This window comes from Schleiferia thermophila (genome assembly GCF_003337435.1).
GTDB lineage: Bacteria > Bacteroidota > Bacteroidia > Flavobacteriales > Schleiferiaceae > Schleiferia > Schleiferia thermophila.
Window position 1 is genome coordinate 1,090,085 of sequence record NZ_QPJS01000001.1, and the last position, 22,560, is coordinate 1,112,644.

A 22,560-nucleotide genomic window follows, 5' to 3' on the forward strand; every position below is an offset into this window, starting at 1 on the left:
CCGATGGATTTTTAAAATTCAGGCACAACAGCCGGTAAACAACAGTGCCCATACTTTAGAAGATAGGCTTAGGTGGCACGTGTAATTTGGTGTAAAGTTTGTAGGTTTGCGCGCTTTCTAAGTGATAATGACAACTACCATCTTGCCAATAGTAGCTTATGGAGATCCGGTGCTCAAGCGCCGGAGTGTGCCAGTTGGCCCGGACTACAAAGACCTCGATACGCTAATCGCCAATATGTGGGAAACTATGTATCAGGCCAACGGTGTAGGATTGGCAGCCCCACAAATCGGGCTCAACATCAGGCTTTTTCTGGTGGACGCAACTCCATTTGCCGAAGATTCCGATTTTCGGAATGAAGAGGGCATTTCGACCTTTAAAAAAGTATTTATCAACGCTGAAATCGAAGAGGAATTTGGCGAAAAGTGGATGTTCAACGAGGGATGTCTGTCCATCCCTGAAGTGCGGGAGGATGTGCTCCGCCATGAAAGCATCACCATCCGCTACCTGGATGAACATTTTCGCGAACACCGCGAGACATTCAATGGCATCAGAGCCCGAATCATCCAACACGAATACGACCACATCGAAGGCATCTTGTTTACCGACCGGCTCTCCCCGCTGAAAAAACGTCTGATCAAGGGAAAACTCGACAACATCCTGAAAGGAAAAGTTCAGTGCAATTACAAAATCCGTTTTTACAACCGATGAAAAAATTGTATCGCGCTGCGTTGTTTCTGCTTCTGGCTGTTCACTGGCAATGCGGTGGCAGAAGCCCACAGGAGGGCGATACAGGCCTGGAGCTTTCGGACCTGTTGGAAGATATACGACAGACCGAAAACCAATTGCTGGCCACAATGCCCAATGCGGATACGGCCTTAGCTGCCAGACTAATTGAAAAAATCAGCCTGTACACCGAAGCTCTGCCGTACGACACACTTTCGGCTCAATTGATGATCAAAGCGGCCAACCTGTTTCTGCTCTTTCCCGATATGGAAGTGAATGCACTCAGACAGCTGCAGCTGGTATACACCAGGTTTGCAGGGCAGAATCATGCAGCACAGGCATTGTTTCTCTCCGGCATGATTTACGATAACAACCTGCGTCAGCCACAGCAGGCCATTAAAATGTGGGAACAATTGATAGAACAGTATCCGGGACATCCTTTGGCCGCACAAGCAGCTACCCTGTTAAAAATCACGGACGAGGACCCCTCCAACGATATTGAACTGATTGAAAAATGGCTCAACGACCCAAAAAACAAAACCAATCAAATACAAGTGCAAACAGAGTGAACCTATGGATTTGAAGAAAATCATCGCCATCACCGGAAAGCCCGGTCTTTACAAACTGATTGCTACCACCCGAACAGGCATCCTGGTCGAAAGCCTGGCCGATGGCAAAAAAATGCCTGTCAGTGCCAACCAGAACGCTTCCAGCCTGAACGACATTTCAATGTTTACCTACAGCGACGACAAACCTCTTCGCGAAATCCTGGCCATGATGTATAAGCATTACCAGGGAAAACAAGCCCCCTCTCACAAAGAATACGAAGCAACACTCAGGGCAGAACTCGAACACTTCTTTCCCGAATACGACCGCGAAAGAGTCTACTTCAGCGACATCAAAAAGCTCTTCCAATGGTACAACATCTTACTGGAAAAAGGACTGGTCGATGAACATCCAGAGCCTGCAACAGCTCAGCAGGAAAGTGCCCCCGACAAGCAACCGGAAGAAAACACCAATGCCGATACTCAAGCGTGAACTCCAGAGAAGATAAACTCAAAGCCTTCGACCGCCTGCTCACCATCATGGACGAGCTGAGGGAACAATGCCCATGGGACCGCAAACAAACCATGGAAAGCCTCCGCCATCTCACCATAGAAGAGACCTACGAACTCGCAGACGCCATCCTGGAACACAATATGGATGACATCAAAAAGGAGATCGGCGATCTGATGCTTCACATGGTCTTCTACGCCCGGATTGCTTCCGAATCCGGGCATTTCGACATAGCCGATGTACTCAACACCATCTGCGACAAGCTCATAGCCCGACATCCTCACATCTATGGCGATGTTAAAGTCAGTGGCGAAGAAGAAGTAAAAGCCAATTGGGAAAAACTCAAACTCAAAGAAGGCAACCGCTCCGTACTCGAAGGTGTCCCCAAAAGCCTCCCCGCTATGGTGAAAGCCCAACGCATACAGGAAAAAGCACGTGGAGCAGGCTTTGACTGGGATAATGCCGAGCAGGTCTGGACGAAAGTACAGGAGGAACTAGAAGAATTTCAATCCGAAGTCCACTCCGGCAATCACGAAAAAATGGAAAACGAATTCGGTGACCTGCTGTTCAGCCTGATCAACTATGCCCGATTCCTCAACATAAACCCCGAAAACGCCCTCGAAAAGACCAACAAAAAATTTATTCACCGCTTCACCTACATGGAAAAGGCCGTTCAAGCTGCCGGCAATAACCTGCACAACCTCACCCTGGCCGAAATGGATAAGTACTGGGACCAGGCAAAAAATACGGAACAATGAAACACATAGCTCTCATCGCTATTGCACTCTTTAGCATTGAGCTGAGTCAGGCTCAGAAAGTAAAGAAAAATGCTGAGCTATATACCAAACCCGGTGTCCGTGTGCTCTTCATCATACCCGAAGGCACCGAAGTGTACACAGGCCCTATGACAGACAACTGGTATCCGGTCAGCATCGAAGTCATGATTCGAAAGGCCGAAATGAGCGGCCACCGCATCGCTCAAGGAGCATCCGTATTCATCGGCGGAAAAGAAGTCGGCATCATGCCACAACAATGGGATGTACCAGAAATAATTGAAGCAACCGGCCGCCACAAAGACAAGTACCGCGTCATCATTGAAGGCTATCTCTTCAAAACCAAAGTGGACGAAACCACCAAACCCGAAACTGAAATCGAAAAAATCATCAACCGAAAAGGAAACATCCAAGCAGCCCTGACCGATTGGATTGCCGCATTCAAACCCGAAAAACACATCCTTCCCCAAGGTACCGTATACATCGTCCGCGACCACAACCGCTCCCTCAAAGGCGACCGAATCCGTATGCTTCTCTTTCTGAAAGGCGACAATAAACTCACCGCCGTAGTCACCGATAGCCATCCACTCACAGCCCGGTTCAGACACATACAATACGAAGAACCCTTCATATACCACTTCCCACTTGGAAAACCCAGTCCCAATGACTGGAAGGAAATCGAAGAGATTGTTCTCAAATTCACTCCCCTCTGAAAGGGCGCCACATGCCATACCAGCACCCGATGACCAAAAAATTCAAAAAAGGCGACCTGATCCCGCATCTTGAAGTGTCAGCTGCCGGAGCCCAGGGCAAAGCCATAGCCCGCACCTCTCAAGGCCAGGTGGTTTTCATTCCATACGCAGTACCAGGAGATATCATAGACGCAGAAGTCGTGCAATCCAAAAAAAACTACCTCGAAGCCCGCATCGTCCACCTTCATACCCCCTCACCACACCGTACTTCCCCCCCTTGCACTCATTTCGGCCTATGCGGAGGCTGCAAATGGCAGCATATGCACTACCAGGCCCAATTACAATGGAAACAGCAGGAAGTCACCAACAACCTCCTCCACCTCGGCAAACTCTCACTCCCGGAACCCGACCCCATACTCGCATCCAGCAGCACATTCGGCTATCGAAACAAAGTCGAATATTCCTTCAGCTCCATGCGATGGCTCACCGAACAGCAAATCACCGAAGGCCGGTCGCTCGACCGCCGGGCGCTTGGCTTCCACATACCCGGCCGATGGGACAGAGTACTACATATTGAACACTGCCACCTGCACGACTCCTTCACCAACCAAATCCGCAATTACCTGTTTCACTACGCCATCGATCACCACCTAAGCTTCTGGCATCCCAAAGAACAAACAGGCCTGCTGCGCACCCTTACCCTCCGCTACACCACCACCGGCCAATACATGGTCATCCTGCAATTTGGTCACAACGATACATCCGCCATACATCGACTCCTTGACAGCCTGCTGCAGACCTTTCCTCAGCTCACTACCCTACTCTACGCCATCAATACCAAAGGCAACGATGCCCTCTACGACCTCGACCTGGTCTGTTATCACGGTCCCGGATACATCGAAGAACAAATGCCAGCCTACAACGCCCGGCATCAGCCCCTCATTTTTCGCATCAGCCCAAAGAGTTTTTACCAGACCAACTCCCACCAGGCCACACAGCTATATCGTAGGGCCCTCGACTATCTTCGACCCACAGGCACCGAGCTCGTCTACGACCTCTACACCGGCACCGGTACCATCGCCCTCTACATGGCTCGGTATGTGCGCAAAGTCATAGGCGTAGAACTCGTACCCGATGCCATAGCCGACGCACACACCAATGCCCTTCTCAATCAAATCACCAATACCACCTTTATTGCCGGCGACATAAAACAAACTTTCACACCTGTATTTATTGCCACCCATGGCAATCCCGACGCCATAATAGTCGACCCTCCCCGCGATGGCATGCACCCCGATGTAGTCAATACTCTATTGCGCCTGGCCCCGCCCGCAATCGTTTACATCAGTTGCAACAGCGCCACCCAGGCCCGCGACCTGGCCATGCTCAGCAGCCGATACAGCATCATACGCTACGGAGCAGTCGATATGTTTCCACACACACATCATGTAGAGAGCGTAGCCCTCTTGCACAGACAAGACTAATTCCACATGAATAATATTTGTAGTTTGGGCGCCTCCCCCGGCCTCCTTGAGGGGAGACCGGGGGCCGGTCTACGGCTACTATTCCCTTTGCGGATCGGGCGTGGTCCATAGGGCTGCGGTGGCTTGCTTCCGCTCCGCCTCCTCACCCTTGGACCACACTGCCCGCCCGCTACAGCTCATATCCGCCTCCGCCCTGGCGCGAAAACCACAATGGACAGATAACACCTCGCGTTCCCAAATCAAGGTAATTTTCTCCTAAAGTCAATACTTGCGCACATCTGTATCCTGCCGCTTACAACTAAAGAATTGTAAATGAACTCAGTGAATTGGCATACAAAATCATACAACTCTATTCAGACCCTCACAAAGTATTTAAATAAACGATGTGGCTTCGTAGAAACCCGATACATCCCTGCAATCCTAAAATTTAAAGCTTTGTTATAAATTGATTTTCAGTATTTTATTTCTTTTTTGCCAACTCAAATAACAGACAATTAAATCCCAATATCAACAATGAAAGTCGCCTTGGTTGGAGCTACAGGTTTGGTGGGCTCCGAAATGCTTAAAGTACTGGAAGAAAGAAATTTCCCGGTAACAGAGTTAATTCCTGCAGCCTCAGAAAAAAGCATCGGAAAGAAAATTACATTCAAAGGTCAACAAATACCGGTAGTCTCCCTGCAGGAAGCTGTCGAACGAAAGCCTGACATAGCCATTTTTTCCGCCGGAGGAAGTGTAAGCCTTCAATGGGCCCCAAGATTTACAGCCTATGGATGCCGTGTGGTCGACAATTCATCAGCCTGGCGAATGGACCCCGACAAAAAGCTCATCGTGCCCGAAGTCAATGGCCACCTGCTCCAGAGCACCGATTACATCATTGCCAATCCCAACTGTTCTACCATCCAAATGGTCATGGTACTAGGACCACTTCATCAACGCTACAAAGTCCGAAGAGTAGTCATAAGTACCTACCAATCTGTCACTGGCACCGGAGCCAGAGCCGTGGCACAACTTATGGCTGAGCGAAAGGGAGAATCAACCGAAAAAATTTATCCACACCCCATTGACCTGAATTGCATCCCACAGTGCGATGTTTTCCTCGACAATGGCTACACCAAAGAAGAAATGAAGCTCACCCATGAGACCGTAAAAATCCTCAGCGATCCAGAAATAAAAGTTACCGCTACAGCCGTTCGGATACCTGTCATTGGCGGCCATAGCGAATCCGTAAATGCCACCTTCAAACACGCCTTTGACCTCGACGAGGTAAAAGACATCCTCTCCTCCGCACCGGGCGTAAGGCTACTGGACAACCCTTCGAAATTCGAATATCCCATGCCACTGTTATCTAAAGGTAAAGATGATGTTTTTGTAGGAAGAATAAGACGTGACTTCACTCTCGATAATACCCTAAACCTTTGGATTGTAGCCGACAATCTGCGAAAAGGCGCAGCTACCAACGCTATACAGATTGCAGAACTGTTGGTAAAAAAATTCCTGATGTAGCCTTTTGACCAGCACAAAACAAAAAAGCCCCATTGCGGGGCTTTTTTTCATGCATTTGGATCAGAATTACTTTTTTTTCTTCTTGCCTACATTCACATCTTCACCCTCCTCTTCATCTGTGTAGCCATAGCCATATCCATAGCCATAGCCATATCCATAGCCGTACCCATAGCCATAGCCATAGCCGTAGCCATAGCCACCTTTTTTTGCATTAAAATCGTTGACACATATGCCAAGGTTTTTAAAAATACCCGATTGATATTTCTCATTTATGGACCTGAGAACCTCCTTTGGAGAAAAACCAGCCCGAATCACATAAATCATCAAATCCGATAACCTTGCTATTTCAATCGAATCAGAAACTAAAAGCACCGGAACTGTATCGATGATGATGTATTCATATTGTTGCTTCAGCTGGTTGATCAACACCTCAAATTCATGCCTGATGATAAGTTCGGAGGGATTAGGAGGTATGGGTCCACCTGAAATGACATCCAGATTTTCATATACCGTGTGTTGAATAATTTCATCTGCCGAATCCTGTCCAGACAAATACGTACTAAGACCTTTTTCGTTCAAAAGGTCAAAGTCCTTGAAGATTTTCGGCTTTCTGAGGTCTGCACCAATCAATATTGTTTTCTTACCAGCCATGGCAAGAACACTACCCAAATTTATACTTACAAACGTTTTGCCTTCACCGGGGATACTCGAAGTTACAGCGATCACTTTAAGCACTCCGTTATTGGTGGATTTAAAAAATTCCAGATTGGCCCTAATGCCCCGGAAATTTTCAGCTATGATGGATTTTGGATAGTCTAAAACTACCAAATTAGAATCTCTTTTGCTGTGCCCAACAATCCCTACAATAGGAACCGATGTTCCCTTTTCAATCTCCGCAATGGAGTACACCTTGTTGTTAAAATACACGACAGTTAATACAAATCCAACCGGAATAATAAAACCCAACATCAGTCCCACAGCGTAGGTCAAACCGGGTTTGGGACTTATTGGAATATTATCCACCAAAGCTCTTTCCACGATGCGTACATCTGTCTGTGTACTTGCAGCACTAATACCTACTTCTGCTCTCTTCTGCATCAGATAGGTAAAGAGTGTTTGGTTGAGTTCAAATTTTCTCTTTATTCTCAACAGGTCCTGTTCCGACTTAGGCACTTTACTGAGCTGTTGCTCCAGTTGTTGCATCTTCCTCTTCAGAGTGTTTTGTTCCATCTGGAGTACATTTCTCAGTCCTGAAATATTGTCCCTGATATTTTGTTGAATCTGGGCAATTTGAAGAGTGAGCTCTTTAATGACCGGGTTATCAGCCGTCAGACTTCCATACCGCGCTCTTTGACTAATGAGATCGTTGAGTTTAGTAACCAGGTTGATGATCACCGGGTCGCTAATTCCACTTACGGTGGGCTGCACCAGTTCTGATTTAAGATCTCTTTGATTGAGTTGATTTTCCAGATATTTGATGTACTCGAGCTTTAACTGATTTTGAGAGGATTCACGATCGATCTCGGTAAGTCTAGAAAGCAGTTCACCAGCCTCTGACTGTATATCAATGACCAGATTGGACGATCTGTAAGTCTGCAAAATGTTTTCAGCCACTATCAAGCTGTCTTCTATTCCCTTAAGTTGCTCATTGATAAAATCCAGAGTAGCCCTACTGGCAGACTTCTTAAGTTCCAGTCCGAATTCGATGTAGGACTGAACAAACGCATTGAGGTAATCCCTGATTTTTTCTGTAGAAGAACCTGTTAATTCAATGTTAATACCTGATGAGCTCTTGGCTGCAGGTTCTATTTTAACCTGCTGAGCATACGCATTGGCCAAGCCTTTTCGGTTTTGAAATTTAAAAGTGAAATTGGCTTTCTCCGTTAATTTTTTTAAAGGTATCAGCCGAAATTTATAACATTCACTCTCTATCCATTCATTAAACGATACAATTTGTTCTAATTCTTTTATGGAGGAACAGCTCAGCGCGGAATCAGACTCGTACAGATAACTTGCTGCAGACTTTGCATCCCGAATGCGAATTCTGAATTCATTCTGTGACAGGATGGTCACTTCATACTCACCCAGCCACTGAGGATGCGCCGGATCGTATTCTATCTCAAAAGGCTTCTCTGTTCCATACAGTTCGACATTGCGGACTCTTCCTTCTCCTATTAGACTCACTTCAAAAGGCACCTTTTTTAACACTCGTTCTGCCAGATTCACACTTTTCAATATCAGCACCTCGTTTTCAAATTTCAGCCGAGGATTGTAATACCCCATGGACAGCAACAACATGTCCATGGCCGGGGCAGATTTTTCGCCATCGGCCAATAAAATAATGGTCTTCCCTTTGTAAGTAGGAACACTGTATCGTATGTAGAGCCATGCTCCGATAAGTCCTATTAAAACTCCGGCAATCACCAATTTCCAATACTCTAAAATTCTGTACAAGAAATTTCGGATATCCAAAGACTCCTCTTCCGATCTGTTGTACATAGAATTACTATCTCTTTGCAACTGCATGGTTAACGTTTATCTTAAATTTCTGGAAACAATGATTAATGTAAGCAGCGTACTCACCACGCTTAATACTCCGGTAAATGTCTGAAAGCCTGTGGTACCGATACCCCAGCTTTTGGCCGGTAGCGGTTTTACGTTGATGATATCGTTCGGTTCTAAAAAAATATCCGGACTGGCCAGCGCAGATCTATCGGTCAGATCAAGGGTTTTAAACACATACCCCTTGGGAGTCATCCGAATAATCTCTACTTCTGTTCGGTTTCCGACAAAATCAATATCTCCAGCCTCTGCAAGGGCATCCATCACAGTTACGTAATTTCTGAAGAAAACATACCTTCCGGGGCGTCTTACATCACCGATTACCTTTATGTTGATTCCGGGTATTACTGAACGTACAGTTACTGTCCCTGCTTCAAAATACCGAAGTAGCTCTCTTTCTATAGCTTCTTTTACCTCTACAATGGAAAGCCCAGCAATGTGAATTTTACCAACAACGGGGAGGGTTAAATAACCCAGCTGGTCGACAAAAAATCCCTGCAGATAAAAAATCGGATCGAGCCCACCGCCCGATCCACCAGCAAATCCTCCAATGGGTACCTGCTGAGCAGTGGCAGCATTAAATACGCGGTTCACATCTTCATTTGTCGAAATCACCTCGACTTTAATTATATCACCAGGTTGTATACGGTATTTGATGATCAATCGGGAATGAAATTCCGCTGAATCGACTTCTAAAGATGCTCCCTTGTCCTGGAAGTAGGTAAGTTGGCGCCTTGAGACACAAGATAAAGCCATTAAAGAAATTAGAAAAGGGATGCTAAATTTTTTCATTGATTTAATAAAATTCAGTTGTTATATGTATTTTCCATGCTAACCGGACCTTCAAAGCAAATTTTGATTTTTAATCGGGGCGTTTCGTAAAAAAGGATGTGGACTTAGCGGCAGAGATGCCAGCGGATGATACTCCCCTTTCGGTCCGGTCGGTTTGCTGTTTCTTATCTGATAGGCCAGCTCAATTCCCCAATAGGCGTCTTTCGGACCGTATCCGTTTCCCTTCAATACATCGCGGTACATGGCAGTGTGCAGATCGGCAAAGCCATCGCTGAACTCAAATTCTTCGCCGTTGATTTTTAAACTTCTGTACGTTCGCCCGCCGGCAGTTCGAACCTGCTCAGGAAGGCATTCGCTGTTGATGCTGAGAAACCAACGGACCCGGGCTTTCTCCAGCTCGAGAAATCCGGCAGCTCTGTCATGGGTATATATATGAACGGTTTGATGCACCGGCTTGCCAAAGATCCACACCAGCATATCAAAAAAATGAATGCCGATATTTGTAACGATACCTCCTGATTTGCTTTCGTCACCTTTCCAGGATGCATAATACCATTTGCCCCTTGAAGTAATGTAGGTAAGATCTACATCGTACAACTGATCAGACTTATGGTTATCGACCATTTCCTTTAAAGCCATTACAGAGGGATGTACTCTAAGCTGTAAAACGGTATAAATCCTGCGACCATATTCCCGCTCTGCTTCCATCAAGGCCTCTACATTCCATGGGTTTAACACCAGTGGCTTTTCACAAATTACATCAGCCCCTATCCTTAATCCAAATCGTATATGACTATCATGTAAATAGTTAGGCGAGCATACAGAAAGAAAATCAATCGGTTGACTTCTTCTTTTAATCAACTCTACATGGCGATCAAAACGCTCAAACTCAGTAAAAAAAGCTGCGTCAGGAAAATAACTGTCTAATATTCCGACTACATCGCATGGATCGTAGGCTACAATTAATTCATTGAGGGTATCTTTGATGGCCTTCATATGCCGGGGAGCCACGTAGCCAGCTGCACCTATTAGACCAAATTTTTTTCCAGTTTTCAATTTCTCTATGCAAAAACTTTGTAGATTACATCTTCAATGCGTTTCCAATCATCATCGGTGAGATTGGAACCCGAGGGCAAACATAATCCTTGCACAAATAATTGCTCTGAGATTTTTTCACCATAATATAATTCTTTAGCGAAAACCGGCTGCAAATGCATAGGCTTCCACAAAGGACGACTTTCAATCATTTCACTTTCAAAGGCCAACCTCAATTTTTCCCGGTTGATGCCGTTATTTTTCATTGGATCTAAAATCACCGTCGTCAGCCAGCGATTGGAAAAAAAACCCTCCGGTTCGTCAAGCCATTTGATGCAATATCCTCGATTGTTTATTTCTGAAAAGATTTCCTTGTACCGTTCAAAATTTTTTCTCCTCTGCCAAATTCGGTCTTCCAGTACCTGCATTTGACCACGCCCTATTCCCGCCACCACATTGCTCATGCGATAGTTGTAGCCGATCTCTTTATGTTCGTAATGAGGTGCTGGTTCTCTGGCTTGGGTAGCCAGAAATCTGGCTTTCACCACAAAATCCTTATTGTCGGAAAGCAATGCACCTCCACCACTGGTAGTGATGATTTTATTACCGTTAAAAGATAAGATTCCAATATCACCAAAAGAGCCACATTTTCTACCCTGAATAGATGAGCCTAATGCCTCAGCGGCATCTTCTATGACAGGTATTTCAAATTGCCTTGCAATTTCTAAGATTCGATCCATTTTGGCAGGCATGCCATACAGATGCACGGGAATGATCGCTTTTGGTCTATTGCCCTTTTTTTCTAAATCGGTGATGGCTTCCTGCAGATGGTCAGGACACATGTTCCAGGTTTCCGACTCTGAATCGATAAAAACCGGATGAGCACCTACGTACGCAATGGGATTTGCCGTACCTGAAAAAGTAAAACTCTGACATATGACCACATCTCCCCTCCCTACTCCCAGCATGACCAATGCCAGATGTATGGCTGCTGTGCCACTACTCAAGGCCGCTGCGTATCTGACTCCTGTATATTCGGCCAGATCGTGCTCAAATCCGTCTACATTCGGACCGAGAGGAGCTACCCAGTTGCTGCGAAATGCTTCGTGGACGTATTCCAGTTCCTTATCGCCTAAGTGAGGTGAGGAAAGATAAATTTTGGATTTCAAGCTTATAAAAAATTATTGTAAAATTTTTGCTGGTACACCAACAACCTTTGAATTATCTGGAATCGAACGAGTTATCATTGCTTGACCACCTACTACAGAGTTATCCCCAATGATTATATTTTGAAGCGTACAACTTCCTATACCCATATCCACACAATCTCCTATTTTTGTATGTCCACCAATACATACACCAGGCGCTAAACTACTGAAATTTCCTATCTCTGCATGATGTCCAATAGCACAGTTCATGTTTAAAATTACAAAATTTTTCAATGTCGCGCCGTAGTTTACCATACAACCTGGATAAACTATACAACCTTTTCCAATTTCAACATCCTCTGAAATCCAGGCATTTTTTGCGATAAGGGTCATGTATTCAAAATTTGAACTCAATGATATCCTATCAAATATTGATTTTTTAATATTTGGAAATGCTACACCCATTACAACAAAGGCAGGCTCATCCAAAGTGAGTAAAAATTCAATTTTATCAACTATGGGATAACCCATAAAGGTACTTCCTATTTTTTTAACATCATCATCTAAAAATTTTATTTGAAACCGATCAATTCCGTACAACTTTAAATTAGATGCAATGTGTCCTCCGACGCTTCCAGCGCCAATTATAAAAATTTTTTCTTTCATACTAATTGTTTCCGCTAAAAGGTTGCATAGGACGCTCTTTTGATTGATTAATCCCCTCTCGCAACAATACTTTCTTTATAGTGAGAAAGAGAATTTTCATGTCAAATAAAAATGAAACATGATCTACATATTCTATATCTAATTCAAACTTTCTTGTCCAGGAAATGGAATTGCGTCCGTTTACCTGAGCCCAACCTGTAATGCCTGGTTTCACCTCATGCCTGCGTAGTTGTTCTTTATTGTAAAGAGGTATATATTTAAACAATAAAGGCCTGGGACCTACAATACTCATATCGCCTTTGAGCACATTGATCAACTGTGGAAGTTCATCAATGGATAAATTTCTTATAATCCTGCCAATTTTGGTTATTCGTTGTACGTCAGGTAATAAGTTACCGTTTTCATCGCACTGATCATTCATTGTTTTGAACTTGATAATCTTAAAGGGCTTTTGATTTAATCCAGGTCTAAGTTGATAGTAAAAAATTTGACCTTTGTTCTGAATACTTAAAAGAACAGCTACTATCAGCAAAATCGGAAAGGTGAAAATTAAAGCTACAATTGAAATTAAAACATCTAATGTTCTTTTTATCCATTTTCTATACATATTTTTCAAGGATTTCTTTCATCCCTTTTTTGACTGGCAATTGCCATAATAGTTTGCACCAGTCATGATTGCCTTCAATAAGCCCTGGTCCATTTTGAGTAATCACAATGTCCCATCCAATAGATCTGTTTTGAGGGTGTTTTAAAGCAGCTTTCTTAGCCAATTCTACAGTTTCTTTCCAAAATGGTATCTGAAAGCCAATGATAGATACTCCAGTGTTTGGATGATAATATTCATCTGGTTTTGTTATGTCACTATATACTCCTGGACCAGTTACTACTCCTGTACTTTCATCAATAGGGGCCGCAATATTCCCAGCAGCTAAATTGTCCACATGTGAATTTATAGAAATTCTCAGACGACAACCTAACACTTCCACTTCATTTTTTTCATTGAGTTGAGTAAAGATTCGGATTGTATTGACTGCAGAGGGAGATAATTTTTGTAAATCTGAATGCTGAATTAAAAATTCTTCGGCCAAATCATAGCCCTCATTTTCCATAAAATGAATCAATGATTCTATTGTAAAGTCATCGGCTGGCCTGATCAATACACCCTTACCACATTTACCTTTAGCAAACTTAAAAACTATTTTTCCAGATGAATTAGCCAATAGTTCTTGACATAATTTCTGATTACTTTTAAGGGTTTTTAAATCTGCCACCTTGTGTAAAAAAAACTCATTATAGCTCTTGTAAAAAAGCGTTTTGTCGTCAAGAATTTGACGTTCAGATTTTGGGTTCATTCGTAGCTGGTACTCATACATATACCCGGTGCCTGCCCATTTTTTCCTCTCTTGATCAATTAGATAATAAAAACGAAATTGAAAATATTCAAGTAAAGAAATATTATACCGAAAAACCGAGCCTAATACATCCCTTAAGAGAAAAAATCTAGGTCTTCCGGTTAATTTTTCTGTATAGTTCAAAAATTTGTTAAATTTTTTTTTATCCAGATGTTTCAAGTAATAAATTAAATAAAAAATTTTTTTCATACTCACTCATTTTAATAGCAAGATAAATAAACATGATGTATTTTATTCCAAATTGAAATTTGAGAAAAACCTTGTGCCCATTTTATACCTTCCTGTCCATGTTTTATTCTCAATTCTTTATTTTCAATATAAAGACCAAGAGCATTATAAAGAGATTTTTTATCTCTAGTTTTGAATACCAAACCATTAATATCCTTATTTACTGAGTCAATGCAACCTGTAGCATCGCTAACCACAACCGGTAGACCAAGGGCGGCTGCCTGAATAGGCACATTCGGAAAACCCTCCCTCCATGAAGGCAATACAAATATGTCAAAAAGTGACATGTGCAAGGGAACATTGTCCTGGAAGGGTATGTGAATAATCCCAGGATGAGATCGGAATCTATGTTCGAAAATTTTATCGCATTTAATATGACCCATCATAATCAGTTTCAAATTATGGTATTTTTTATATAAATCTTCAAAAACATTTACCAACTCATAAACTCCTTTATCTCTGGTAATTCTGCCTACAAAACCAATAACCAAACAATCTTTTAGACCGTATTTTATTTTTAACTGGTTTACCTCATCCTGATTTATCTTGAGTTTATCAAAAGCTTCAATATTAACTCCATTGCTACTTGTAAGAACAATAGATTTTACATTGTCCAAAACTTTGTAATTGCCTGCGGCTGTCAATAATGAAGGACTGACATAAACTACTTTATATGCCATATTTACAGTTATACGCTCAATAATAATCAAAATTTTTCTGAGGATTCCTTTCTCTGTTTCAAATCTTAATCCCCTGCAAGTGTAAATGCGTTTTTTAATTCCTAAAAGTCTTGCCGCTATAAGGCCCAATAATGCCATTTTGGGAGTTCCTAAGTTTACGATATCTGGTTTGATCGTTCTAAAATGTTTTATGATCTGAAATAATGTCTTTAGATCCTTAAGAGGGTTAATATCAGCCACAATATCAACCGGTAAATGCTTGATCCCTTCTTTCTCACAAAAAATCCTCTCCTTATAATGATCTTCAGAAATTAAATACACATCGTATCCTAATTTTCTAAAATAACTCGCCTGTCCGTCTAATAATCTTGAACTTCCTCCCAAAGTAACCCCCAAAATAAGCTTTTTTCCCATCAAAATCTTTGCTTTTGATACCATTTCTGGAAAACAAATAAAACCCAAAGTTTCACACTATGATTTTCATGATTTCTCATATGCTCATCTATTAATTTTTGAATATAATTAGCTCTAAAAATTCCTTGGAATTCTACAAAATCATAGTCAAGTAATTCTAATAATTCGCTCTTCAATTCATTTTTAAACCATATTCTAAGAGGAAGCCCAAAACCCTTTTTACTAAAAGTCAAAGTTTCCGGTGGTAAAAGGTCTGCAAAGGTGTCTTTGAGTATCTTTTTCTTTTCTTTACCCTGAATTTTAAAATGTATTGGTAAACGGAAAGAAAAATCAACAATTTTCGAATCCAAAAAAGGAACCCTTGCTTCCAAGGAATTGAACATACTCATACGATCCACTTTAGTCAGCATATCACCCTCCAACACCATATTTATATCGCTGTAAAAAGTGCTGTCTAATTCGCTCAAAAATGATGTTTCACTGAAATAAATACCTATATCACTATCAGATGACTGGTAATAATCAACCATCATCAATTCCTGTTTTTCTCTGTCCGAAAATCCCAGAGATGATAGTTGAATGTAGCGCTGAATTGAAGCTAAGGAAGCAGAATTAATTAATTTTTTTGCTTTCCTTAGTTCATGATTTGTAAGGTTAGTATGAGGAATTAAGCTAATTACATTTTTAATAAAATTTTGAATAACAGTCGGAATTTTTTTCCATCGAGTAGCATAATAAAGTCCTAAATATTTTTCATATCCTCCAAACAATTCATCTGCACCATCGCCAGTCAATACTACGGTCACTTTCTCCCTTGCTTTCTTTGAGACAATAAACGACGGAATAGCAGAAGAATCGCCGAAAGGTTCATCAAAATAAGCCAGGACTTCATCCACTACGGCTAGTAATTCCTCATGACCCAACACATGCAAGGTATGATCTGATTGTATATGTTTTGCCACTAAAGCAGCCCTTTCACTTTCATCATACGCTTTCTCTTTAAAACCAATTGAAAAAGTTTTAACAGGCTCTGAAGAAATTTTAGCCATAATGGCCGAAACAATACTGGAATCTATACCTCCGCTTAAAAAAGATCCGATTGGCACATCTGATACCATTCGTTCCTCAACTGATTCAAATAAAAGTTTACTTAATGTTTTTTTTGCATTATCGTAATCAGTAATTAATTTATTAACACCACCATGTACAATTTTTTTTAGATCATAATATTTCTGTATTTCATAATTTCCATTATAATCCACCACAATATAATGTCCCGGACACAGCTTATACACATCTTCATAAATGGTATAAGGAGCCGGTATATAAGTTAAGCTAAAATAGAGATTTAGTCCCTTAAGAGAAATTTTTTTTTTATAAAAAAAACTATTTAATGCTTTGAGCTCTGATGAAAACATAAATCCAAAAGAACCTCTGGTATAATATAATGGTTTCTCCCCATATCGATCTCTTGCGATAAAGAGTTTTTCCAAATTCTTATCCAAAAGAGCGATCGAAAACATTCCCTCTAATTTTTCCAAACATACCTTCCAACCAAAAGCTTGATAGCATTTTATAATGACTTCTGTATCACTCTGAGTTAGAAATTCTACTCCAGTTTTGCCTAATTCAGTTTTTAATTTTTTAAAATTATAAATTTCCCCGTTGAAAACAACAACAATCGATTGGTCTTCTGAAAACATTGGCTGGCTGCCTTGATTTAAATCGATTACTGATAATCTCCGGTGACCTAAACCCACAGGAGGGTCATAGTAAATGCCACCTGCATCAGGTCCTCTCTTTTTTAAAAAATTAGTGGAGTATAGTAGATCCGATTCACTTATAGAGTTAGAAATAAATCCGAAAATTCCGCACATATTGTGAAAATCAAATTGAATAAATAAATTTAATTTTTTCCACTATTCCTTGTATAGAGAAAATAATTTTAATATGAGATGTAAGTTATAACTATTTGTTGATAAATTGAATTTCAATTAAAAATTTTAGAAGTATTTTTTTCGTCTAAATAACGATTCTATCAAATGAAGTTATTTTAGAATAAAAACAGATTGGATTACCTTTTAAAGAATACAGTAAATTTACTTTAGAAACATTTATTCAAAAAAAATTTGTGTAAAATTATTGAATACTTAAAGCGTAAATATGATCAAAAAGTTATGCTTTAATTTTAGTTTTAAAAATCTAATTAATTAAATTACAAATGTAAGAGAACTTCAAACATATTTTTTACAATTACCAGATTTAATTTATGTTTTTTAAAACTCGATTCTTTAGTATGCATCTACAAGAAAAGATTTGCCTTTAATGTGTAAAGTTTGTATTTAATAGTAAAGTGAAATAATTAATATTGCTTTATTGTCTATCCAAAGAACATACCAAAATTTAGTTTTCATAAAACAAGATAAAAAAATAAATTTATATTATAATAAATTTGCTTTTACTATGACAAAACCACAAAAGAAAAAAAATCACTCTACAAACGCTCGTGAAGATAAATAGCATAAATAACAAAGACAGAAATAATTTAATATCTCACAAGATAAATTTTAAATACGATTGTATTATTTTGGAATAATCAAGATTATTTTTTATCAATCTGGCATTTGAGCTATATAATTCCCTCTTGTTTTTATTTACTATAAGTTCACTCAAAACTTCTCCTAATTTCACATAATTTTCAGGTTCAATAAGAACTCCATTAAATCCATCTTTTATTAAATCTCTTGCACCTGCTGTAAAATCGAAGCTTATGCAACAACATCCAGCAATTAATGCCTCAGCCAGCGCATTTGGAAATCCTTCACTTCTGGATGGCATTACAAAAATTCCAGCTCTTGCGTACAGTAAATCGATATCCTTCACCGGCCCCAAAAAATCGATCATTGACTTCTTGTCTTCATTTGCAAAATCCAACAAATACTTACCCTCTTCTCGGGTACCGCCGGCAAAGACTAAACGCCACTCATCATTACTGACTCCGTTAAACGCTTTGACCAGCAAATCAAAACCTTTACAAGTATCTTGAAATCTCCCAACAGCTAAAATGATTTTTTCTCTTTTTACATAAGGATATAATTTGATTTCTCGAATAGCATTTGGAATGATGGTGTATTTATTATTTCCATAATATTTTTTATGAAATTCAGAAGCTATAGATGTCTGAGAAATGACACCATTTACCTTTTTTAAGGAAAAAGATAAACGACAAAACCACTCTATTTTTTCAGGCCATTTATACAATGGACTAGAACGCTCGGTAACATATATTTTATATCTGGAAAAAATTAAAGCCATATTAGCTATGGCAGCATAAAATTTCGTAAAACATAAAATTGCATCTGGCTTAATATCAATAACATGTTTTCGTATATATCTCAAAGTTTTAATTAAATCCATTGATCCGTTATTAAAGCCATTTGGCTCAATATATTTAGATTTAAGTTCGAAAAAAGGAGATTTAGGAATAAGAGCGATATATGTAACTTCGTTGCCAAATTCCACAAAGCCATTAGCTATATTTACAGATGCACGTTCAACTCCGCCCATGCCAGCATTAGGACCAATTACAACAATTTTCTTCATAGAAAGGAAGCTACTATTTCCCTTTTGTATTGGTCAAAAGCTTCTGAATCGGGATGATCACCTACTTCTCTTCCTCCTTTAACCTCACTTGTATATTTACCTGGAATAAGTTGTCTTTCCTTATAGCAATCTCTCAGATACCATTCGTATTCAATATCTAAATTACCTACGTCCAAACACCGGAATCCTTTTTTAAAAAGTTCAAAAACCAAGAACTTAGCTGCTGGTCCTAAAGCAACAATTATTAAATCATTGTGACCGTGGTTTTTTGTTACGTAATCAATAATTTCGTCGCATTTATAAAAAGCATTATGTTTCGGAGCAATAATTCTATCTATTTTTTTAAAACCGGATAATAAATCATTGCCAACTCCGAATCTTGTTTTCTCACCTTCAATGATAAGAACTCTCTGACCTCTTAAAATTTCTTTCCATAAATTGAATCCTCTCTCACTGTAATCTTTGTTAAAACCATATGTAAGTCTGGTAATGCTTGCATTTGAATATTGCTTATTTAAATTTAAATATTTTTTAAACCTCCCATAGTTCCAAACAATTTGAGATTTCCAAAAAACTTTAACTTCCCCAGAAAGAGTGTCAATGTTGCTGTAACCAATTGGTAATCCGACCAACAATCCATCGTAGTCATTTTTTAAAATATCAATGAAAACCTTAGCAAGTCGTTTATCAAATTTCTGAAAAGGCAAATCAAGGCGATCAACTAAATATAAAATTTCACCATCTCCAAAACGAACTATTGATAATTTGTCCTTTTTAATCTTTTGCAATGTATCAAATACAGATTCAACTTTTGGAAATTTATAATAAATTTTTACTATAGGAAACAATAGAGATAACGAATGCTTAAAAAAACGTCTTAAAAGAGCAAATTTTTTTCCATATCTCAAAATTTTATTGTTTATCATTTTTTCCGAAATTTTGACATAAAATAAATCATTAAATAAGCTGGAATTGAAATCTGATTTTTGCACATAAAGAAAAATATTCTGAAATGAAAAGGCATGTATTTTATTTGTAATTTTTTGTAACTTTTTGAAAAAGGCTCTGAAGTGATTAAATTTTTGAATAGACGATATCCAGTACTGCTTATACCTTTTGAAACATAGCCCAGAGAAATGTTGACCGTGGATAAGGCTATTCGATTATTTAATGCCTTTTCAAATTCATCTTTTTCTTCATTTATGTAATTTTTTTGAATAACCTTATTTAATTCAACAAATAAATTTTCTAACTTGATTTTCAGTGTATTGTTATAGGTTTTAGTTAGAGAATTCGGATTGTTTTTGTTATAATGATGTAAATAGATGTTTAAATAATATGCACTTTTTATGTATGGATTTAATTGAGCATTAAACAAAACATCTGAACTTCCAACAGTCATTGTATCTGTCCAAAATATACCGTTTGACTTAATTATATCGGCTTTGTACAATTTACCCCAGCCTGCACTGAAATAATCAGTGCTCATAGGTTTTTTCAACTCTTCGTCTACAAGCCCCATCATCCGCCTTCGAAGAAACTGCATATCTTTACCTGTAAATAACTTAGATTCGGGGAAAAAAAACGGGCCAGGAACTGATTTATTGGCATATTCTTTAAAATGTGGCCAGAAAACCATATCTACATTGTATTTTAATGCTGCATGTATTGCTAATTCACATGTATTAAGTTCAATCCAATCGTCTGCATCTAAAAACATAATATAATTGCCACTACACAATTTTATACCATCATTTAATGCCGCTGCCTGACCTTGGTTTTTTTTATTGATAATGAATATTCTTGAATCATTTAAAGAAAAATTTTTGATAAGTTTTAATGAATTATCTGGACTTTCATCATTAATGTAAATAATTTCAATATTTTCAAATGTTTGATTTATTAAAGAATAATTTAATCTTTCTATATAGTTTTCAGAGTAGTAAAGCGGTATTATTATAGAGATCTTATTCACCTTTTTTTAGATTAATTGAAACATATACTTTTTGACCATTTTCATCTATGAAAAATAGATTATCATAAGAATCAAATGTTAAGGCTCTTAATCTATCTATAAATTGCTTTACGGTAACTTTTTCATTTAAATCTAGTTTTAATAAATTATAAAAATCTTTTTTAAAATAAATTGATCCATTATTTTCAGGCTCGATTGTCATATAGTCACCTTTCAAAACATTTAAAATATTTCTCTCCCATAATTCAAGTTCCTTATTCACTATCTTATTATATAAAGTAAATGAAGTATCCCAGCTTTCTTTTTTTACAAATTCCCTATCAATAATCCTTCCTAAATCCAAATTTTCATCAATTTCATGGAATGTTGCACCAACTGGAGTATTATTGATTATTGCAAAAACTTGTGGATACCAACCACGATTTATTGGAATATATCCAGGATGTAAATTATAACATTTACATGAATCAATTAAAATTTTTGGAAAAATTTGTTTGGAATGAATAGAAAAAACCATTTCATAATTATTTATAATTTCTTCAACATCATTATCTTTTTTTAAATTATACTGCTTCAGGTATCTGTCAGAAAGATTAAAGTCTTTAATTGAAGAATAAATACTTGTAGCAAATGAAAATTCACTATCTATTCCAAGAATTTGATTGATTTGATTGATTTTAGAACAGATTTTAAAGTTATCTGTGATAATTAAAGCTTTTTTTTTCATATTAATTATTTTGAACTCTTAACATTAGTCTTGCAATATAATCAATTTCTTCAAAACTTAAAGTATGGTACAGCGGCAAGCATAAGACTTTTCTTGAGATATCATCAGTCACTGGTAAATTTTGAAGCTGTACATAGGGTAATGTATTGAGTGATGGATAAAAATACCTTCTGGGATAAATCCAATGATCATTTAAAATTTTAACAATTTTAAACAAAAACTCTTCGGAAGGTAATACTATCGGGTAATATGAGTAATTATATTCAGATTCTGGCAATAAACTCTGAGTCGTTTTTTTTAATCCCTTAAGTTTTTTATCATAGTATGCAAATAACTCTCTTCTTCTACTTAGAATATCTTCAATGTAGTTTAAATTTACAAGTCCCATAGCTGCGTGAAGTTCAGAATTTTTCCCATTAATTCCCACTCCATTAAAATTTTCAGGCCCATCGTGTCCAAAATTTCTCATGTAAGCCATTTTTTTTAGCAAATCTGGATCCTTTGTTATGATAGCTCCGCCTTCAATCGAATGAAATAATTTGGTAGCATGAAAACTGGTTGTACTTACATCTCCAAATTCGAAGATGGACTTACCTTTATATTTAGTGCCAAAACAGTGTGCTGCATCATAGATTACTTTTAAATTATATCTGTCCGCAATTTCCTGAATTTTTTCAATATCACAAGGATTTCCATAGACATGTGTGGCTAAAATGGCAGAGGTTTCATTTGTGATAGCAGCCTCAATTTTAGTAGGATCAATGTTGAATGTATTCGGGTCAATATCAACAAAAATTGGTGTGCAGCCTTCCCAAACTATACTACTTGTAGTTGCCACATAAGAGAAAGGTGTTGTTATGATTTCACCCTTTAAACCTAAAGCTTTAATCGCTATTTGCAGCGCAATCGTACCGTTGGTTACATAAATTAAGTGGGGAACATTTAAATATTCTTTTAATTTTAATTCCAGTTCATTAACTAATGGTCCGTTATTAGTCAACCATTGTCGCTCCCAAATACTTTGTACCAATTTATAATACTCTTCTAAAGGAGGTAAGAAAGGCTTTGTTACCGGGATCATTAATG

General features: G+C 38.8%; 21 protein-coding genes. 7 read left to right on the plus strand and 14 right to left on the minus strand.

From position 1 onward, the window contains the following. The first annotated feature begins 127 nt into the window (after positions 1-127). The 7 genes from def (at position 128) to DES35_RS04695 (ending at position 6,232) form a co-directional block, all read left to right on the plus strand. Complete coding sequence (gene def, locus DES35_RS04665; protein WP_114365932.1) at positions 128-709, plus strand: peptide deformylase; 582 nt, start codon at positions 128-130, stop codon at positions 707-709. Further along, positions 706-1,293, plus strand: coding sequence for a tetratricopeptide repeat protein (locus DES35_RS04670; protein ID WP_114365933.1), 588 nt, complete (start codon positions 706-708; stop codon positions 1,291-1,293). The genes def and DES35_RS04670 overlap by 4 nt, the downstream gene beginning before the upstream one ends. Before the next feature lie 4 nt (positions 1,294-1,297). Continuing rightward, positions 1,298-1,762, plus strand: a complete 465-nt coding sequence (locus DES35_RS04675) for a DUF5606 family protein (RefSeq protein ID WP_037356698.1) — start codon at positions 1,298-1,300, stop codon at positions 1,760-1,762. Continuing rightward, positions 1,759-2,538: a nucleoside triphosphate pyrophosphohydrolase gene (mazG, locus tag DES35_RS04680; RefSeq protein ID WP_114365934.1), complete on the plus strand. Its 780-nt coding sequence runs from the start codon at positions 1,759-1,761 to the stop codon at positions 2,536-2,538. Before DES35_RS04675 ends, mazG begins: the two co-directional genes overlap by 4 nt. Continuing rightward, a complete protein-coding gene (locus DES35_RS04685) occupies positions 2,535-3,266 on the plus strand; it encodes a hypothetical protein (RefSeq protein WP_114365935.1) in 732 nt (243 codons plus the stop codon). Before mazG ends, DES35_RS04685 begins: the two co-directional genes overlap by 4 nt. A 29-nt stretch (positions 3,267-3,295) precedes the next feature. Beyond that, entirely contained in the window at positions 3,296-4,729 is a 1,434-nt protein-coding gene (rlmD, locus tag DES35_RS04690; RefSeq protein WP_114366024.1) for a 23S rRNA (uracil(1939)-C(5))-methyltransferase RlmD, read from the plus strand. 513 nt (positions 4,730-5,242) lie between these two features. Beyond that, positions 5,243-6,232 carry an aspartate-semialdehyde dehydrogenase gene (locus DES35_RS04695; protein ID WP_114365936.1) on the plus strand — a complete coding sequence of 330 codons (990 nt, stop codon included), beginning with the start codon at positions 5,243-5,245 and terminating at the stop codon, positions 6,230-6,232. A 66-nt stretch (positions 6,233-6,298) separates the two neighbouring features. Here DES35_RS04695 and DES35_RS04700 read toward each other — a convergent pair whose 3' ends face one another. From DES35_RS04700 to DES35_RS04765, 14 genes are all read right to left on the minus strand, one after another. Further along, positions 6,299-8,731, minus strand: coding sequence for a GumC family protein (locus DES35_RS04700; RefSeq protein ID WP_170125699.1), 2,433 nt, complete (start codon positions 8,729-8,731; stop codon positions 6,299-6,301). Positions 8,732-8,767: 36 nt separating this feature from the next. After that, complete coding sequence (locus DES35_RS04705; RefSeq protein WP_114365938.1) at positions 8,768-9,586, minus strand: polysaccharide biosynthesis/export family protein; 819 nt, start codon at positions 9,584-9,586, stop codon at positions 8,768-8,770. Positions 9,587-9,637: 51 nt separating this feature from the next. Continuing rightward, entirely contained in the window at positions 9,638-10,642 is a 1,005-nt protein-coding gene (locus tag DES35_RS04710; RefSeq protein ID WP_211306534.1) for a Gfo/Idh/MocA family protein, read from the minus strand. 5 nt (positions 10,643-10,647) lie between these two features. After that, positions 10,648-11,790 (minus strand): DegT/DnrJ/EryC1/StrS family aminotransferase, encoded by a 1,143-nt coding sequence (locus tag DES35_RS04715; protein WP_114365939.1) that lies wholly within the window; start codon positions 11,788-11,790, stop codon positions 10,648-10,650. A gap of 12 nt (positions 11,791-11,802) precedes the next feature. Continuing rightward, complete coding sequence (locus DES35_RS04720; RefSeq protein ID WP_114365940.1) at positions 11,803-12,435, minus strand: NeuD/PglB/VioB family sugar acetyltransferase; 633 nt, start codon at positions 12,433-12,435, stop codon at positions 11,803-11,805. 1 nt (position 12,436) lies between these two features. Then, complete coding sequence (locus DES35_RS04725) at positions 12,437-13,042, minus strand: sugar transferase (protein WP_114366026.1); 606 nt, start codon at positions 13,040-13,042, stop codon at positions 12,437-12,439. Then, positions 13,035-14,036, minus strand: coding sequence for a sugar-transfer associated ATP-grasp domain-containing protein (locus DES35_RS04730; RefSeq protein WP_114365941.1), 1,002 nt, complete (start codon positions 14,034-14,036; stop codon positions 13,035-13,037). The genes DES35_RS04725 and DES35_RS04730 overlap by 8 nt, the downstream gene beginning before the upstream one ends. 11 nt (positions 14,037-14,047) lie before the next feature. Continuing rightward, positions 14,048-15,169, minus strand: a complete 1,122-nt coding sequence (locus DES35_RS04735; protein WP_170125700.1) for a glycosyltransferase family 4 protein — start codon at positions 15,167-15,169, stop codon at positions 14,048-14,050. After that, a complete protein-coding gene (asnB, locus tag DES35_RS04740) occupies positions 15,169-17,046 on the minus strand; it encodes an asparagine synthase (glutamine-hydrolyzing) (protein WP_114365943.1) in 1,878 nt (625 codons plus the stop codon). Before asnB ends, DES35_RS04735 begins: the two co-directional genes overlap by 1 nt. 676 nt (positions 17,047-17,722) lie before the next feature. Next, the gene (locus tag DES35_RS04745) at positions 17,723-18,772 is read right to left on the minus strand and encodes a glycosyltransferase (RefSeq protein ID WP_114365944.1); all 1,050 of its coding nucleotides are present in this window, start codon (positions 18,770-18,772) and stop codon (positions 17,723-17,725) included. Next, positions 18,769-19,698, minus strand: a complete 930-nt coding sequence (locus DES35_RS04750) for a GT-D fold domain-containing glycosyltransferase (protein ID WP_125039324.1) — start codon at positions 19,696-19,698, stop codon at positions 18,769-18,771. Before DES35_RS04750 ends, DES35_RS04745 begins: the two co-directional genes overlap by 4 nt. Further along, a complete protein-coding gene (locus DES35_RS04755; RefSeq protein WP_114365946.1) occupies positions 19,695-20,747 on the minus strand; it encodes a glycosyltransferase family 2 protein in 1,053 nt (350 codons plus the stop codon). The genes DES35_RS04750 and DES35_RS04755 overlap by 4 nt, the downstream gene beginning before the upstream one ends. Next, positions 20,740-21,474: a dTDP-4-amino-4,6-dideoxyglucose formyltransferase gene (locus DES35_RS04760; protein WP_114365947.1), complete on the minus strand. Its 735-nt coding sequence runs from the start codon at positions 21,472-21,474 to the stop codon at positions 20,740-20,742. The genes DES35_RS04755 and DES35_RS04760 overlap by 8 nt, the downstream gene beginning before the upstream one ends. 1 nt (position 21,475) lies before the next feature. Continuing rightward, positions 21,476-22,555, minus strand: a complete 1,080-nt coding sequence (locus DES35_RS04765; RefSeq protein WP_114365948.1) for a DegT/DnrJ/EryC1/StrS family aminotransferase — start codon at positions 22,553-22,555, stop codon at positions 21,476-21,478. Between the last annotated feature and the right edge of the window lie 5 nt (positions 22,556-22,560).